The sequence below is a fragment of the Clostridium sp. genome (assembly GCF_047777555.1).
In the GTDB taxonomy this organism is placed as follows: Bacteria; Bacillota; Clostridia; order Clostridiales; family Clostridiaceae; genus Clostridium_H.
In genome coordinates this window covers 140938-158282 of record NZ_JBKEEV010000006.1, presented here as the reverse complement: position 1 = coordinate 158282, position 17345 = coordinate 140938, and the positions used below count along the sequence as shown (strand labels likewise).

17 protein-coding genes, 2 pseudogenes and 3 riboswitches are annotated in these 17345 nt (G+C 30.4%); of the genes and pseudogenes, 6 read left to right on the top strand and 13 right to left on the bottom strand.

Annotated features, from left to right (window positions below):
• Positions 1–4 precede the first annotated feature (4 nt).
• The 5 genes and pseudogenes from purF to ACFWTK_RS10735 form a co-directional block, all read right to left on the bottom strand.
• Positions 5–1411 carry an amidophosphoribosyltransferase gene (gene purF, locus ACFWTK_RS10755; protein ID WP_415876009.1) on the bottom strand — a complete coding sequence of 469 codons (1407 nt, stop codon included), beginning with the start codon at positions 1409–1411 and terminating at the stop codon, positions 5–7.
• A gap of 18 nt (positions 1412–1429) precedes the next feature.
• Positions 1430–2137, bottom strand: coding sequence for a phosphoribosylaminoimidazolesuccinocarboxamide synthase (gene purC, locus ACFWTK_RS10750; protein WP_415876008.1), 708 nt, complete (start codon positions 2135–2137; stop codon positions 1430–1432).
• Between the two features lies 1 nt (position 2138).
• Positions 2139–2618: a 5-(carboxyamino)imidazole ribonucleotide mutase gene (purE, locus tag ACFWTK_RS10745; RefSeq protein ID WP_273091925.1), complete on the bottom strand. Its 480-nt coding sequence runs from the start codon at positions 2616–2618 to the stop codon at positions 2139–2141.
• A gap of 110 nt (positions 2619–2728) precedes the next feature.
• Positions 2729–2830: riboswitch (purine riboswitch) on the bottom strand.
• 227 nt (positions 2831–3057) lie between these two features.
• Positions 3058–4442: pseudogene (locus ACFWTK_RS10740) on the bottom strand (alanine/glycine:cation symporter family protein).
• Between the two features lie 77 nt (positions 4443–4519).
• A riboswitch (glycine riboswitch) is annotated at positions 4520–4624 on the bottom strand.
• Between the two features lie 179 nt (positions 4625–4803).
• Positions 4804–5316 (bottom strand): folate family ECF transporter S component, encoded by a 513-nt coding sequence (locus tag ACFWTK_RS10735; protein WP_415876007.1) that lies wholly within the window; start codon positions 5314–5316, stop codon positions 4804–4806.
• 57 nt (positions 5317–5373) lie between these two features.
• A riboswitch (THF riboswitch) is annotated at positions 5374–5476 on the bottom strand.
• 170 nt (positions 5477–5646) lie between these two features.
• On the opposite strand from ACFWTK_RS10735, the gene ACFWTK_RS10730 reads away from it, so the two are divergent.
• Together ACFWTK_RS10730 and ACFWTK_RS10725 are read left to right on the top strand one after the other, a co-directional pair.
• On the top strand, positions 5647–5901 hold the full coding sequence (locus ACFWTK_RS10730; RefSeq protein WP_415876006.1) for a hypothetical protein: 255 nt from the start codon (positions 5647–5649) through the stop codon (positions 5899–5901).
• A gap of 334 nt (positions 5902–6235) precedes the next feature.
• The gene (locus ACFWTK_RS10725) at positions 6236–7132 is read left to right on the top strand and encodes a tyrosine-type recombinase/integrase (RefSeq protein WP_415876005.1); all 897 of its coding nucleotides are present in this window, start codon (positions 6236–6238) and stop codon (positions 7130–7132) included.
• A gap of 785 nt (positions 7133–7917) precedes the next feature.
• On the opposite strand, the gene ACFWTK_RS10720 is transcribed toward ACFWTK_RS10725, so the two are convergent.
• The 3 genes from ACFWTK_RS10720 to ACFWTK_RS10710 all read right to left on the bottom strand — a co-directional run bounded on the left by ACFWTK_RS10720 (position 7918) and on the right by ACFWTK_RS10710 (position 11393).
• Positions 7918–9318: an SIR2 family NAD-dependent protein deacylase gene (locus ACFWTK_RS10720; protein ID WP_415876004.1), complete on the bottom strand. Its 1401-nt coding sequence runs from the start codon at positions 9316–9318 to the stop codon at positions 7918–7920.
• Positions 9319–9368: 50 nt separating this feature from the next.
• The gene (locus ACFWTK_RS10715) at positions 9369–10235 is read right to left on the bottom strand and encodes a Swt1 family HEPN domain-containing protein (protein ID WP_415876003.1); all 867 of its coding nucleotides are present in this window, start codon (positions 10233–10235) and stop codon (positions 9369–9371) included.
• A gap of 837 nt (positions 10236–11072) precedes the next feature.
• On the bottom strand, positions 11073–11393 hold the full coding sequence (locus ACFWTK_RS10710; RefSeq protein ID WP_415876002.1) for a hypothetical protein: 321 nt from the start codon (positions 11391–11393) through the stop codon (positions 11073–11075).
• Here ACFWTK_RS10710 and ACFWTK_RS10705 point away from each other — a divergent pair.
• The 3 genes from ACFWTK_RS10705 to ACFWTK_RS10695 all read left to right on the top strand — a co-directional run bounded on the left by ACFWTK_RS10705 (position 11374) and on the right by ACFWTK_RS10695 (position 12436).
• A complete protein-coding gene (locus tag ACFWTK_RS10705; RefSeq protein WP_415876001.1) occupies positions 11374–11640 on the top strand; it encodes a hypothetical protein in 267 nt (88 codons plus the stop codon). The genes ACFWTK_RS10710 and ACFWTK_RS10705 overlap by 20 nt on opposite strands.
• Before the next feature lie 53 nt (positions 11641–11693).
• Positions 11694–11948 (top strand): hypothetical protein, encoded by a 255-nt coding sequence (locus ACFWTK_RS10700; protein ID WP_415876000.1) that lies wholly within the window; start codon positions 11694–11696, stop codon positions 11946–11948.
• Between the two features lie 98 nt (positions 11949–12046).
• On the top strand, positions 12047–12436 hold the full coding sequence (locus ACFWTK_RS10695) for an integrase core domain-containing protein (RefSeq protein ID WP_415875999.1): 390 nt from the start codon (positions 12047–12049) through the stop codon (positions 12434–12436).
• A gap of 35 nt (positions 12437–12471) precedes the next feature.
• Here the strand turns inward: ACFWTK_RS10695 and ACFWTK_RS10690 are convergent, their stop codons facing one another.
• From ACFWTK_RS10690 to ACFWTK_RS10675, 4 genes and pseudogenes are all read right to left on the bottom strand, one after another.
• On the bottom strand, positions 12472–12624 hold the full coding sequence (locus ACFWTK_RS10690) for a hypothetical protein (RefSeq protein ID WP_415875998.1): 153 nt from the start codon (positions 12622–12624) through the stop codon (positions 12472–12474).
• 835 nt (positions 12625–13459) lie between these two features.
• Positions 13460–13769, bottom strand: a pseudogene (locus tag ACFWTK_RS10685) (hypothetical protein).
• Between the two features lie 148 nt (positions 13770–13917).
• Entirely contained in the window at positions 13918–15096 is a 1179-nt protein-coding gene (locus tag ACFWTK_RS10680) for a C40 family peptidase (RefSeq protein WP_415875997.1), read from the bottom strand.
• Between the two features lie 56 nt (positions 15097–15152).
• A complete protein-coding gene (locus ACFWTK_RS10675; RefSeq protein ID WP_415875996.1) occupies positions 15153–15296 on the bottom strand; it encodes a FeoB-associated Cys-rich membrane protein in 144 nt (47 codons plus the stop codon).
• 271 nt (positions 15297–15567) lie between these two features.
• Between ACFWTK_RS10675 and ACFWTK_RS10670 the strand changes: the two genes are divergently transcribed.
• Entirely contained in the window at positions 15568–16185 is a 618-nt protein-coding gene (locus ACFWTK_RS10670) for a TIGR01906 family membrane protein (RefSeq protein WP_415876018.1), read from the top strand.
• 72 nt (positions 16186–16257) lie between these two features.
• On the opposite strand, the gene cysK is transcribed toward ACFWTK_RS10670, so the two are convergent.
• The gene (gene cysK / locus ACFWTK_RS10665; protein ID WP_415876017.1) at positions 16258–17190 is read right to left on the bottom strand and encodes a cysteine synthase A; all 933 of its coding nucleotides are present in this window, start codon (positions 17188–17190) and stop codon (positions 16258–16260) included.
• Between the last annotated feature and the right edge of the window lie 155 nt (positions 17191–17345).

Genomic DNA, 17345 nt, shown 5'->3' with positions numbered 1-17345 from the left:
TGCCCTACCTTTCTAAATAATCCTTTGAATTCTCAATAGGTGCTGACATTGGATATTCTCCATTAAAACATCCTAGACAAAAGCCTTCTTTTCCCTTTAAAGTGTTGAGCAAACCTTTAATACTCAAATAACCTATACTATCTGCTCCTATAAAATCTCTTATTTCATCCATAGTCCTTTGAGATCCGACTAACTCTTTTCTATAAGGTGTATCTATTCCAAAATAGCATGGATACTTTACAACAGGTGATGACACTCTAAAGTGAACTTCTTTAGCTCCTGCTCTACGAAGGATTTCAACTAATCTCTTGCTAGTGGTTCCCCTTACAATGGAGTCATCAATTAGCACAACCCTTTTACCCTCTACATTCACCCTAAGAGCATTTAATTTTACAGAAACAGCCCGTTCTCTTAACTTCTGAGAAGGTGTTATAAATGTTCTTCCTACATACTTATTTTTTACTAACCCTATTCCGTAAGGTATTCCTGATGCCTTTGCATACCCTACAGCAGCTGCTATTCCAGAGTCTGGAACACCTACAACAATATCGGCATCTATGGGTGCTTCCCTATAAAGCTCCTCTCCAGCAGCAATTCTCGAAGTATAAACATTAATACCATCAATAGTGCTATCTGGTCTTGCAAAATATATATACTCAAATGCACAGGTCATACATCTCGTTTTCTCTGCAAATTCTATAGATTTCAAACCATTGTCATCTATTATTACAATTTCTCCTGGTGCCACATCTCTTAAAAATTCAGCTCCAACAGCATCTAAAGCACAGCTTTCAGAGCATAGAATATAATCCTCTCCTATTTTCCCTATGCACATAGGTCTTATACCATTTGGATCTCTGAGGCCTATTAACTTTTCTTCTGTAATCATAACCATAGCATAAGAACCCTTTATTGCCTGCACTGTATCTACTATAGCTTGTTCCAATCCCTTTTTTGCTTTCCTAGCTATAAGATTTAATATTACCTCCGAATCTATAGAGGTTTGGAAAAGGACTCCTGCGTCTTCTAATAATTCTCTTATTACATCTGCATTTATTAAGTTTCCATTATGTGCAATAGCTATTGATCCCAGCTTAAACTTGCTTAATAGAGGCTGTGCATTTTCAGCCTTGCTTTCTCCTGTAGTAGAATATCTAACATGTCCTATAGCAGCTTTGCCTTTCATATTCTTCAATATGTTTTCGTTAAAAACATCCGCTACAAGTCCCATATCCTTGTGGCACATGAGATTTTTCCCATCAGAAACTACAATTCCAGCACTTTCTTGTCCTCTATGCTGCAGGGCATAAAGGCCGTAATAACTTACGGCAGCCACATCTAAGCCTGACTTAGAATAAATTCCAAAAACCCCGCATTCTTCTTTAAACTTATCAATTTCTATGTTCTCCATGATATCCCCCATCTTTTACTATTGAGCTCTGGATATTCTATTTAATATTTCAACATAGGCTTCCTCTACATTACCTAAGTCTCTTCTAAATCTATCCTTATCTAACTTCTCATTAGTCTCGGCATCCCAAAATCTACAGGTATCTGGTGATATCTCATCAGCTAAAATTATTTCTCCATTATATCTTCCAAATTCTAATTTAAAATCAATAAGTTTTATACCCTGTTCTAAGAAAAACCTTTTGAGAATTTCATTTATCTTCGATGTAGTATCATAAATTGTATGTAATTCTTCGAAGGTAGCAAGTCCTAACGCTGCTGCATGATAATCATTTATAAGAGGATCTCCAAGTTCATCATTTTTATAGCAAATTTCGAATACTGTTGTTTTCAATTCCTTTCCCTCTTGTACTCCAAGTCTCTTTGCCATACTGCCTGCAGCTACATTTCTTACTATTACTTCAAGAGGTACTATTTCAACTTTTTTGCACAACTGTTCTCTTTCATTAAGCTTTTTTATAAAGTGAGTTTTTACTCCATTTTTGTGAAGAAGTTCAAATATTGCAGAGGTTATACTATTATTTAGGACTCCTTTATGATCTATTTGAGACTTTTTAGCGCCATTAAAAGCTGTTGCATCATCCTTATAATATATTATTACTTCATCTGGATTCTCACCTTGAAATACCTTCTTTGCCTTTCCTTCATATAACATTACCTTTTCCATATTAAAGTTCCACCCCTTCTGAATTTTCCTTTATAAATTTTTCTTTCATACTTTCTCTATACTTAATTAATTTTTCTTTTAACTCTGGATATTTTAAAGATAAGATTTGAATTGATAACATGCCAGCATTAAAACTATTGTTTATTCCAACTACTCCTACTGGAACAGGCTTTGGCATCTGTACCATAGAAAGAAGAGAATCTAGTCCATTTAGGGAAGCATCTATTGGTACTCCTATAACTGGAAGTATAGTTTGAGATGAAATGACTCCTGGTAGATGAGCTGCAAGTCCAGCCCCAGCTATAATACATTCATATCCTTCATCTTCTATTTCCTTTATCTTTCTACATAGTTCTTCCGGTACTCTATGAGCTGATAAAATATAAGCCTTATATTCCACATTGAATTCCTTTAGTATTTCTGCTGCCCCTTGCATTTTCTTAATATCTGACTTGCTACCAAAGATAATTGCTACCTTCACAGTAATTCCCCCTATGTATATTTTTAAATAAAAAAACTACCATCAGACTAAGAGCAAATCTGGTGGTAGTAACAAACTCAAAAAAGAGTAATAATAATTTGAAAATTATTATTCCACAAAGATTCACTCATAGACGAAGAATTTACGGTTCTTACGTAGAGACTCCTAAACCATATTATTAGGATTATATGAATGAATGAATTTATTTACTTGTTATGATTAAATATTATCATTGCATAATATAATTGTCAATACATTTATATCGAAATTATATAATTTAGTTCGTTATATTATGTATATTAAAACTTATTATAAGTATAATATTCGCATAAATTTATTCCTTAAATAATTCCTTAAAACATAGTCCATCCAAAATAAAAAAGCACAGGAGTTAAGAAATTTTTAATCTCTTTACTCCTGTACTTTAATCTTTAAATTTTTAACGTTGAGCTACTGCTTCTTCGTTATACTCTTTGTCTTGTTTTAATTCTTTAAAATATTGCTTAGTTTCACTTACTATAACCCCGCTTAGTCCTACTAGAGCAATAAGATTCGGTATTGCCATAAGACCATTAACTATATCTGCAATTGTCCAAATTAATTCTAGCTTTATAAATGCTCCTGATGCAACTAAAATTATAAATATAATTCTATACGGCTTTATCCCCTTAACTCCTGTTAAGTATACTATACATCTTTCACCATAATAATTCCATCCAAGTATTGTTGTAAATGCAAAGAACATAAGACCTATTGTTACAATCATCTGTCCTATAATAGGAACTCCCAAACCTGAACTAAAAGCTGCATTAGTCATAGCAGCACCTTTAAGATCTCCACTCCATACACCTGTTATAATTAACACAAGACCCGTCATAGTACAAATTACTATAGTATCAAAAAAAGTTCCAGTCATAGATATAAGGCCTTGACGTACACAGGATTTTGTTTTAGCTGCCGCAGCTGCTATAGGAGCACTACCAAGGCCAGACTCGTTAGAGAATACACCTCTTGCTACACCGTTCCTAATGGCTATAATAACAGTTGATCCAGCAAATCCTCCGACTGCAGCTGTTGGAGTAAATGCCCCTTTTATTACTAAACCTATAGCTTCAGGCAAATCTCCTATATTAGCCCCTAGTATAGCTATAGAACCTAAAATATAGAACACAGCCATAAATGGTACTATTTTTTCAGATACAGCTGATATACTTTTTATTCCTCCAAGAGTTACTAAAGCCGTCAAATTGCTATTATTATACCAGTTACCCATACTGGTAAATTAAAAGCTATCTTTGCTGCATCAGTAATAGAATTAACCTGTGCAAAAGTTCCTATTCCAAAAAAAGCTACACCTACACCAAATATGGCGAACATTCTAGCAAGCCATTTGTTGCCTAGCCCTCTTTCTATATAATACATAGGCCCCCCTGCCATTTGTCCATTATCATCTACGACTCTATATTTTATAGCTAATAATCCTTCTGAATATTTTGTTGCCATACCGAAAAATGCTGCTATCCACATCCAGAATAAAGCACCAGGACCTCCAACTTTCATAGCTGTTGCTACACCTACTATATTACCTGTACCAATTGTAGCAGATAAAGCTGTGCATAGTGCTCCAAAGCTGGATACATCTCCTTCTTCTTCTAATTCATCATCTTTTCCAAATACATATTTTAAAGCTAAGGGTAATTTAAAAACTTGTAATAGACCTAATCTAATGGTTAAGTAAATACCTGTACCAACCAATAGAATTAATAGTGGTGGACCCCACACAATAGAATCGATTTTGTTAAACATTTCTAATACATTTGACATGTTATCATCCTCCTAAAGATATGTTGATGTTTCGGAGGAGGAATGCGAATTACTGCAAAAAAGCAAATTGCAACATAATTCCTTCCTCTGTCCTTTTACCTGAGAGTTTCAATAGCATCTTGGCGCCAAGCTATTTTTCTCCTTCGGTGTCCAATTAAATGGATCTCTCCAGAGGCTCGTCCGGTAACGGTCATCTGCTAAAAATAGCTACCTGAAAGATTAACCTCTTCGGTGGATGGAAAAACCATCTCTCTCCCACTACCTTCATCCGAACACAATTTAATATATTCAACTATGATTCATATTATAACAAAACCTCAATAATTGTGCAAGCTCATTATTAAAAGCTTGCACAATTATTTTATGCTTCTTTTATTTTACTTGTTAATTCTAACTTGTTACAAAACTTCCATATGGTATACACAAGGATAGTCTCTATTGGAAACATAATAAGATTTTTAACTAATCTTGGAATCAGTAGTGCCATAGCTGCTTTCCCTGTAATTATAGACAGCCAGTAAGTATTCATAATAGAGTCCACTAGAATTATTATTAAGGCTACAGCTAGTGAAGTCCTTACAGCAGAGATTTGCTTTTTATGCAGTACCAATCCATAGATTGCCCCTTCTACAAAAGCACTTAGTGTAAATCCTGGAAAGTATGCACCACTTGGGAAAATTGCCATACCAATTATATCTGCTGCGGCTCCCGTAATGCCACCTGTAATAGGACCAAACATTATAGAACATAAAGAAATTGGCAAAAATCCAAAACCTATTCTTATTATAGGCGTTTGAATAGATAAAAACCTAGTAAATACAACATTCAATGCAATAAATAAAGCCATATAAATCATAGTACTTGTTTTTTTCAATATTTTTCCCCCTTTCTCTTGCAACCTGCCAAAAAAGAGGGCTATGCTTCTCTTTTTAGCAGCGGAATGCGGTATATGTATCGCAAATGAAATCTCATTTTTCGTCTAAAAGACAACTTCCCGTTCCTTTAGCACTTAACGCACAAATACCTACTCTGCTTTTTATTGCAATATTAATTTTTGATATAAATTATAGATGATAATTAAGATTATTACAAGAAAAAATATAAATATAATAAAAAAATTTTCTAATGAACATTAAAATTTATTAACACATTAGGTACTTGTTCATATATATAATATTGTAATAAATCTCATGGAGGTATCTTAATGAATACTATGGATGACAATAGTATGGACAATATGTACACATACAATACTGAAGATGACTACGATTATTCTGATTCATTATATAGACAAAGAAGACCTAGGCCTAGACCTAGACCTGGATTCCCTTATTATTTTACACCATTCTTTTTCATAAGACCATTTTATCAGAGACCATTTTATCCACCATATTATCCATACTATCCACCATATATGCCATACTATAATGATTATGACTATGATGATGACTGGGATTAGTAAATAGATATATATATTACGAGCTCATCATGTATATGATACACGATGAGCTCGTAATATTTCTTAGAATATCCTTTTATACTTTTCAAGCATTAAATTAAACAATCATTTAGAGTGTTTATTTCAAAAAATAAAAAAGCACCCGTAAAATCGGGAGTTTTCTATGCTTTTTAATGGAGTAAGTCTATAAGCCGAGATATGTACCATGAAAATTAGCATGGATTATTCCCCGTAGAATCAGCGTTTTCAAGGCTTTCAATTTTAAAGCTTTGTAATAACAGTATAAACTCATAGTTATGTACTGTTAAAAATCGTAAAAATGGAGGGAAAATTTATGCAATTACAGGACTGTTTTAATGAATTTATTGACTACATGAAATCAGAGAAAAATGCCTCGAAATACACCTTAAAAAGTTACGAAAGTGATTTTGAAGTCTTTTCATATTTTTTATCCATTAAATGTATAGAACCTAGGGTTGATACTATTACAACTCCTATATTAAGAAAATATATTACCTATTTAAAAAATGATAAAGATTATAAGGTTGAAACCATAAGAAGAAAAATCAATTCTACTAAATCATTCTTTAATTTTTTAGTTAGCCAGGAATATATAGATAAGAACCCAACTGCAGCTATTCATGCTCCTAAAAGTCCAGAAAGACTTCCTATATATATGACAACTGAAGAAATAAAAAGTATTATTAGTATGCCTATGAAACATAATGCTGAACATGGACTTCGTGACAAATGTATATTGGAGGCGTTAGCCATGACTGGGGTTAGACGTAGCGAACTCGTAGCTCTAAATTGGGAAGACATAGACTTTAAAAATAATATTATCATAGTAAAACACGCGAAAGGCAATAAACAAAGAGTAATTCCTATTACAGAACCTCTTATATCTGACATTTGGGCATACCTGCAAACACGGTTGCCTCTAAAAAACAACGCCATTTTTATATCAGAGTTAGGTAATCGCCTAAGTTTTACTCCTTTAAATCAATTATTCCATAAATACTTAAAGCTAGCTGGACTAGATGATAAGGGATATACATTGCATAAATTTAGACATAGCTATGCAACATTACTTCTGCAAAATGGTGCTGATCTTATTTCAATTAAGGAGTTAATGGGACATTCTGACTTAAATTCTACTAAAATTTATACTCACGTTAGTACAAATCATTTAAAAAATGAAGTGAGAAAACTTCCATTATGTATTGAATAAATAAAGGCTTACAATAACCTCATGAAAGTTAAGATTAAATCTATTGAATAAATGATAACTTAAAATTAGATTATGTCAAGGATACTATTTATACAGTATCCTCAGGCTGTTGATAAACATATTTTCTCAACAGCCTTTTCATATAACATAACTAAATTTATAATTTCATTTACCAAAAAACTTTATTTAAATATTAATTTTTATTAATATTAAGACTATATCAATTTTTTCTGTATACTATATTCATCTTGCGACAGCCTCTTTTCAATTGGATCTCCTGAAGTGAATCGAACCCACGACCTACTGATTACGAATCAGTAGTATTCATTATTTTAACCTATAGTATATTGTTGTTATCCTTGATATATGAAGGGTTTATATTTGCAACATATTCTATTTTTAGATGATTTTTTATATTAGTAGTACCCAAATAGTATCCAATATTTTTTTGAAAGTAACTTAAATACCTTGCTTATCACGAGTCCTATTTCATTTCATATCTAATTCTATATAACTTTGTTTAATATTGAGCAACAAAAGTCTAGTGATTGTAGTGGCTAATAGGTATTGTATTTAACTATTCATAACATTATATTACATTGATTAACGCCTCTTATATCAGCAAAATGTTCGCAAAAAACTCTATCAATATTTTCAGTATATTTATACTAATATTATTCATGTTATATGGATAATGTGAAGTTCAACTATACACAAAGGCCTCACATTACCTATGATACGGCTCTCCATATCAGTAGTAAGTGAGGTTTTTTAATCATTAAACATTATACTATTTTTCTAGTGAATTCTTCTAGATTCAACAATAAATATTCTTTTGAATAATTATATAACTGTCTAATCATTTCTTTAGGTATATCATTTTTTCTTCTATGCCAAGTTCTAGTAGCATCCCAACTATCACCATAATAATATGTAGTAGTATCTTTTCCTACATATGCTAACACTCTATTTAACGCTTGGGACGTTATTTGAAATAATCTTGGTGGCATTTTCTTATAATCATAATTAATAATAATGTCTAAAATAATATTCAAGTATTTATCATATGCATGAAAAGCACCATCTATAGATGTTTGTATCCACACTTTGTTAATGCATCTAGTAAAAAACTCTATATATGAATAAATCATGTTATATTCAAACTCAGATAATAAATCTAAAAGGTTTATTCTAAATTCTTTTTCTTCTATAAACTTTTCTATTAACTCCTCATCACCTCCATCTAACCTTCCAATAAGATTATTTAATTCTTGTAACTTAATTTCATACTCTTCCTTTTTATCTAATAAATAGTCAACTAGTTCTTCTAAAAAGCTTTGTAAATCACTTATCTCTATTATTATATTTCCATTCTCATCTCTATATGGATTCTCTTTAGGTGATGATGTCCAAAATGCTTGTACAATTTCATAAGGATATTCATTTTTTTCCGTATATATATTTTTTGACCAATCTAATGCTGATAAAACATTTATATCACCTAAACCGTATCCAAGAACTAATGTTGTTGATTCCCTGATTGTCATAGCCAACTTAGATTGTCTATACTCATTTGGTCTAAAAAGTGGAATATAATCATCTTGTGTTATAATTATTGAATCTTTATCTAACCTTGTTCCATGTATATGATAAATAGGAATAATACCTTTAGGTGCTGATAAGTAATTAAATGGGCTTAAACTTTTACATTGTCCTGTCAATATGTCTTCTAATACTAGATCATAATTTGTAGTAATTATCCAATTAGGCTCGATAATATCAAATATTTCTCTAAATACTTTTATTCTTTCTTCACTTGGTAGCCAATTAGAAGTCTCACATATTTTCGTTTTGAATATCAATTTAGCATCATAATAACTTATTCCGTCCCTTTCTTGTAATTGTTTGCATAACATAGTTGATAATTCAGGTAATGATACTCCTATTAATTGCTTATCTTCTGGAAAATCTAGTTCTAACTTCTCACTTACATTTTTTATTAACTCAAACCAATTTAATGCTCGTTGAGTTCTATCTCCGATAGCAGCTTTAGAAAATCCAGCTCCAATAAACATTCCTAAGTTTCCATAATTATAGGAATTAAATAATTTCTCAAATACAATTTCTCTACTTAATTCTGTATCTATTATCTCCTTATTTTTCACTTCATTGTCTATTATAGTCATATTAATTCTTTTCTCCCATTTATTAAATATCTACTCTAAAAAATAATTTATTATTTTTGTACATTTTCAATTATCTGTTTTAATATAACATTATAATATGTTTTAATTAAATTTCTTTCTATATCACCTATATAGCTATTATGCGCTATTAAATTTCTACAATCTGCCATTTCATTTAACTTTGGGAGTATAAATTCACGATTCGGAAAATAATCCTTAAATAACTCCCAATTATTATCTATCAAATTTCCTAAATCCTTAAAATCTAAATAGAATAATTCATTTCCTCTAATGCTTAACCATTTCTTATTTTCAGCATTTTCCTTTCTATTATTTATTGTATTTTGTAATGCTCTTGGAACATTTATTTTTGTAAAATACGTTTCTCCATAAGCCTCTTTACAAATTTTTTCTATGAATAATCTCAAAGAATTCTCAACCGAATATAAATAAGTATACACTTCTGCCATATGATATCCTTTTATCTTTATATCCTCTGGAAGTATTTCTTTTAATATTTTAGAAGCTAGACTATTAGTGTTTTTTTCTAAATCTAAAATTAAATCATCTTCAATCTCAAAATCTTTAGTCAAATCAATTGTAAATGAAATCCCTTTTACATCAAAACCAACATTTGCCGGTATTAATTTACTACATATACTCTCTAGTATTGCTTTATTTTCAGCAGTATCCAGCATCTTTATATATTGAGGATTTACATAAAACTTTATATAAGCAGACATAGCATTCCATCTACCACCACCGTTATAATGTGAGTATCCTCCCTCCTCAATTTGTAAGCTTGTCCCCTTTAATAAATTAGCAAGGTCATATTTATCCTCATTTTTTAATTCATATATTATACCGACCATAAATTTTTGATTTGTAAATGGTAAACTATAAGTATATTCATTCATTCTCCTGTTTCCCCCTTATATTAACTTCCCATTATAGACATTATGGGCATTATATAGAGCTTCTCCTATAATGTCATTATTCTACAAATAACAATTATTCCCTTCAAAATTTGTTTATTTTAGAAGATAAAATTGGACTTTAAAAAAGCTATAATCTTTTCAGATTATAGCTTTTCGACCAACTGGTTCGTAGCCAGTTTTTTCATTTAACTTTATTAAATCTTTTCTGACTTTACATGCATACATCTATGCTTTTAAGCCATTCTAGACTCCACTATTTAATATTTAATGTTTAATATTTAATAATTCACAAAAACTTAATTATATATTTCTTATGTTTGCAAAATGTTAGCATTTTAAAGTATATATATTATTTTTAAAAGTAATTTATTTTCATATAACTTAGATGCCAAATAGTATAATGTGCTAACTATTAAATTAAAATAAAAAATTAAATATTAAATATGAGAGTCTATAATCTTATTGAGATGAAGATTATAGACTCTCATATTTAATATACTGCACTCTATATAACTATTAAAATCTAATAGGATTTAAACCTGCGACCCCCGGATTCGTATAGGTTAATTTCAAAACATTTTATAAAAGCTCAAAGCCTTGTTATATAGGCATTTCATTTTTTAGCTTGTCCTTAATTATGCCAACTCATTTTAAACTATAAGGGGCAAAAAAAGGGGCAAATTTTTATTGCCTAATTATCTATTTTCAGTGCTTTTACTTTATTTGATAGATTATTCAATGTAGAAAATATATAAACTTTTAATAGAAGGCAATTTTACTTCTCTTAATACCCCTTGTTAGAAGATTGTTCACTAACTAAAAAAAGATATTAACCATTTCCAAATCATAACTTAACCTACAGCCTTCCATAGTAACAGAAGACAGCACCTCTTCTTCTCCAAAATAAAGCCATCTATTTGATATTCCATTAAGGAAATCCTCCTTTATCTTACTATCAAGTGGTTTATATAATTCTAATTGAATTTCAGCCACTGTAGTATTGTGAAATTTCCAGTAAGGTTCTGTTTTAATATCCTTATATTTTATATTGTCTTCGTTTATATATGACATTAAGCATTTAATGACCATTGCTACCTTATCATTATCTGTAGTTTTTATGAATAATTTAATAATCATTTTTACTCTTGGAATATCAAAATCAACAATATTTACTTGGATTAAGGAATCTAAGAATAAAGATGAGATTAAGATTAAGCCAGGAAGAAAGGCTTTAGTTGAGGGAGATAAAGAGCTAGAGAGTGAATTGACAGAAGTAACAAAGGAGAATGATCAGCTAAAGAAGCTTCTAGGTGAGAAAGACCTTGAGATAGCAATACTTAAAGACTTAATAAAAAAATCAAACCCTCAATTAAAGATAAAGTAGAAATAGCTAAAAAATATATAGAACAAGGATATAACGCAGTTTTTGTACTAAAGGTGGTCAAACTTAGCAAATCAACATATTACTATAATTTGAATGTAGAAGGTAAGGAAAAGGCAAAGCCTAGGGGATACAGCATAGACCAGGAAGAAAAGAAGGTATGCGATGAGCAGATCAAAGAGTTTTTATGTCATCAATTGTTGGAGATGCAGCTGACTACGGCTATAGAAAAATATCTAAAAGATATAAACTCACAATTAACCATAGAAGGTTGTACTGTCTTGAATACTAAAAGACCAAAGAGTTATTAAGCCTAAAGTAAAGAACTATTGTCATATAACAGCAACTACATGGATATCAAGTATGGCATATCCATGGCGAGGATAAGTTTTTCTATCTCTAATTATTGATGTCTTTGATAGAAGCATCATTAATTACCACATGGGATTCGCTAAAGATCGGCAGCATTACTGAGAAAATGTCAGCAAAGAAATCTATTTGCAGAAGGAGCCTTAAAGCTACAGATAATGGGCCACAGTTTGTAAGCTATAAATTCAGCGAATGCTGCGAAGAAATTGCAATAGAACACGAGAGAATACCTGTTAAAACACCAAATAAGAATGCACATGTAGAATCATTTCATAGAATACTTGAGGATGATTGCTTGAAAAAATATGAGTTTCAAAGTTATGCAGAAGCATACGAAGTAGTAAACGAATTCATGGAATTTTATAACAAAAGGAGAATTCACTTCAAGTTTATTGAATTGTTATATACCTTCATTGCTATAGTAACGTAATCCTTGAAATACTGTTTACAAAACTAAAGAATTTATTATGTTTTGTCCAAAAAAGGGGTTAATCCGTAATCATTTATAAAAGAAAGAATTTCACGTATTAAAGTTACTGAATAACTATCAGTTTCTTCCTCTAATACTTTATTTAAAATATCTATTATTTCAGATCTTGTATTTTTTATTATAGACATACCAAAATTATATACTTCTAATAGTCCTTCTGATTCATTAATTCTTATATTTTACATGTTTCATCACCCCTTAGTTTAGATGCCAGACCATTGACTCTAGCGTTGAAACCCCTTCTTTAGCTTAAATTTGTAGGTGATATAATTATCTTAACAATATATTTTTTAAAAGTCTAATTTTACTCATGTATAATTTTATAACATCTTAACTTTTCCAATTTGAAATAATAATTGTATATAAGCAACACCATATCAGTTAAAAGATGTGTCCTAGAGTATTAAAAAGCATCTAAAACGTAATTAGATATATAATCAGGTGTTTATTAACATTCATATTAGACAAAAAATTAAGTAAGAAGACTGTAGGTAGATTTCAATTTATCTTCTAACTTTAATGAAATTGTTAGAACCATTAAGTATATTTTAGTTCCACATGAATCTGATTAAGAATTTAGTCAGTGAATTCTTAAATATGTTGCTCTCCTCTTCCCTACCGAATTTTTTATGTAGACTTCAAGAACTATTCAATTCCTCTGTATATTTTTTATCTTGAAATATACTTTTGTAAATCCACAAAGCCATGAAATATACGGACAAATAAATTTTACTGTATTTCTTTATAACTTCTTAAATTTTTGTTGACTTACACATTTGTGGAAGATTTGTATCTTTCCCCATTATATCTTAAAATTTCTAACTTCTAAGATTCCTAAGAAATCTTATCTTTATATTCTCAAGATCTCAAATACAAAAAATTTTTAATAAATTTAAAAGAGAGCACTATTTATCAGTACTCTCTACATATAGACTTTAATATTTTTTCAATACCAATGAAATGCTATTCTACTGGTTTAGTTAACTCAATTGGTTCCTTATTACTAGAACCATTACCTTTATTATCACAGCAACTGCCTTTCTTACTTCCCACCCATCATCATTGGTATCATTCCAATCATCATTAATGGGCATATAAATGGTGCTATTTTGGCTAACACACCAGCAGCACTTGGGCTAATCTTAGATATAAATGGTAGAAGTCCTATAATAACTATTGGTAATCCACAACAAAGAATCATATGCAACATATGCTTTAATGGGCTGTGCTTGTGATCACCTGGATTTCCTTTGTTATTTCCATGACATTTCATACATATCCCTCCAATAAATCTTTCTTATTCTAAATTAATTTACTTTAAATACATTCTATCTAATTAATGTGAAGAAGATATGAAGAAATCAAAGTATTATTTCTTTTTCTAAAGTGATTAAAAAAGAATCAGACCTTAGTCTGACTCCTTATCTTATAACTCTTCTAGCAGTTATATAATCTTTTCTATCATAAGATGATATCTTAATAACGTCTCCTGTTCTTGGAGCATGTATATACATGCCATCACCAATGTAAATTCCCATATGACTCGGTATACCATTTTTCCCGTAGAAAACCAAGTCCCCTGGCTGAAGCTGATCCCTTGAAACTGCATAACCATCATATATTTGATTTTTAGTTGTTCTACCTACATTAATACCAAAATGCTTGTACACATATTGAGTAAAACCTGAACAGTCAAATCCCTCTGGTGTTGTTCCACCCCACAAATAAGGTGTACCTAAAAACTTAGAAGCATAAGCCACTACATCACTACCAGAAACTGCTATTGATCCTCGTGATAGCCTTACCTTGCTTGTACTTTTCTTATTTGTGGTTTCCTTATTTATGTTTTCCTTATTTATAGTTTCATTATTTATAGTTTCATCATTTATAGTTTTCTCATTTGCGATTTCCTTATTTGTAGTTTCCTTACTCTTAGTTTCTATCTTCTCTAGAGTTTTATTAACTTCACTCTGTGCTATTTCAATTGAAGCTTCATATAGCCTATCTTGTCTTTCTGCTTCTTCAATTAGCTTCTTCTGTACCTCTTTATCAGCCTTTAATTTGTTTAATTTTTCATTATTTTCCTTATTTAATGCTACCAGTGTACCATTTTGCTTATTCAACTTATCTTTTTTATCATTTAAACTTTCTTGTTTTTCTTTTAATTCTTTAACTATTTCTTTATCGAGTTCAGTTAATTTCTTAACTGCCTCAATCTTTTCGTATAAATCACTTAAATCTTTAGCTCCAAGAATTACATCTAAATATCCAAAAGAACCGTTCATATACATGACTCTCATTCTTTCATTATATAATTCTTGCTCATCTTTAATGTCCCCTTCTGCTTGTTTTAAATCTTTCTCTGCAGATTTAATATCTTCCTGTATCTTTGCCCTTTGCTTTTTATTATCTTCTATCTTGTCCATTACTTCTTCAATTTGCATATCTAGATGTTCTATCTTTTGCTCAATTTCAAATCTTTGATTTTGTCTTTGATTCGCTGTGGGCTCAGCGGATACTGGTTTATGTACAGAAACTACTGCTATAAACATTAACATAAGATATGTTAGTGCCTTTTTCATAAGTGCTATCCTTTTCATCGCCATCCTCCTCTAAAAATATCAAGTTAACTGTAATTCTATAGGTTACTTATTTCCTAAAATTTACTTTTAAATTTTCTTTTTGGCTCATTCCCATGACCACAGCCGCACCCACCTGTAGACTTCTTTCTAAACTTGGCAAATATAACAGAAGCAGCAAAAGCAACTATTCCTATAGTAATTAATACCTCAATTCCCAATCAACCCAACTCCTTTTATTTTTTGTTGAAAAAAGTCTCTTACATATGATATCATTTTTTTATGAAGAACATATGAAGATATTATGTAAAATACTCATGCATGTCCTAAATAAACTTAAAAAGCATACAAATCGTCATATCATCTTCATATTTAAATCTTATAATGCTTACTATACACGAAAAATTTTATAAGTGGGGGTTATAGGATGTATTCACCAAGTTACGCATATCGAGTTAAAACAAAAAACAAAGAAAACATAAATTACTTCAAATACTATTTTCTTTAACCTTTAGTTTATTTATTATTGCTTCTGCAGTAAAACTTACTTTAATGTTTAGACCTCTATACTATTTTGATATCGAATATCTAGACATCGTGGAGCAATCAAACTTTAGTAGAAATGAAATAGTAGAAAACTATAACTATGTTATTGACTATCTAATGAGCCCAAAAGAGCTGGAATTCAAACTTCCTTCTATTCCATATTCAGAATATGGACAAATTCACTTTAAGGATGTAAAAAACATCTTTACTACAGTTGATATTTTATTAATTGTAACTGGACTTTTCAGCGCTGTAGGAATATATCTTAATCTAAGACATAAAAATTTAGATTTTCTGAAGCGGACTTCTACCATGTTAACAATACTTCCAATAACACTCTTAATCGCTTTCATGATAAACTTTGATACTTTTTTTGTTATATTCCATAAGATATTTTTCAGAAATGATTATTGGATATTTGATCCTAATTTAGATCCTATTATCAATATACTACCTCAAGAATTTTTCTATCATGCAGCTTTGTTAATAGTAATTTTAATAATATCGAGCATTATAGTGTTAAAACTGCTTTATAAAAAATTTAGTAAAATAAATCATTATTAAATAGTTAGTAACAAAAATACTACCTCAGCTTGGAGGTAGTATTTTTATTGAACTTAAATTTTTACTTATAAGCTATTCTTCAAATACAGTAGTTGATAGATATCTTAAACCTGTATCAGGCAATATAACTACTATATTCTTACCCTTATTTTCTTCTCTTTGTGCTAATACCTTAGCTGCATGAACTGCTGCTCCTGAAGATATTCCTACAAATAATCCCTCTGTTTTTACTAGCTCTCTAGTAGCCGCAAAAGAATCTTCGTTGCTAACTTGAATTATTTCATCTATCACATCTACATTTAAAACCTCTGGGATAAAACCTGCACCTATTCCTTGAATCTTGTGTGAACCTGGTTTTCCTCCAGATAAAACCGGTGAATCTACTGGCTCTACAGCAACAATCTTAATATTGGGATTTCTTTGTTTTAGAACTTCTCCTACTCCAGTTATTGTACCGCCTGTTCCAACTCCAGCAACAAAAATGTCTACATTTCCATCAGTATCTCTCCAGATTTCTTCTGCTGTAGTTTTCCTATGGATTTCTGCATTTGCTGGATTATCAAACTGTTGAGGAATAAATGAATTTGGAGTATTTTTCGCTAATTCTTCCGCCTTTGCAATAGCTCCCTTCATTCCATCAGCTGCAGGGGTTAATACAAGCTCTGCTCCATAAGCTGCTATCACTTTTCTTCTTTCAATGCTCATTGATTCAGGCATTGTTATAACTAATTTATATCCCTTTGCTGCTGCTGTTAAAGCAAGACCTACTCCAGTGTTACCACTTGTTGGTTCAATTATTACTGTATCCTTATTTATTAGTCCTTTTTCTTCAGCATCTACTATCATTGCATATCCAATTCTATCTTTAACACTACCTGCTGGATTAAAATACTCTAATTTCGCTATTATGTTAGCATTTAAGCTATTTACCTTATCATAATTCTTAAGTTCCATTAATGGTGTGTTTCCTATCAATTCAGTTAAATTTTTTGATATTTTCATTATTTATCCTCCTTGTATATGTAATATAATATTTTAGTTGTCTATTGAAATATGTTGTTCCTCTCTTTTTCATATTGCTTAATATCTAATAAGTCAATATTGACCTTGATATCTTATTATTATTCTATATCCTAATTGTGAAGAAATTGTGGAGAATT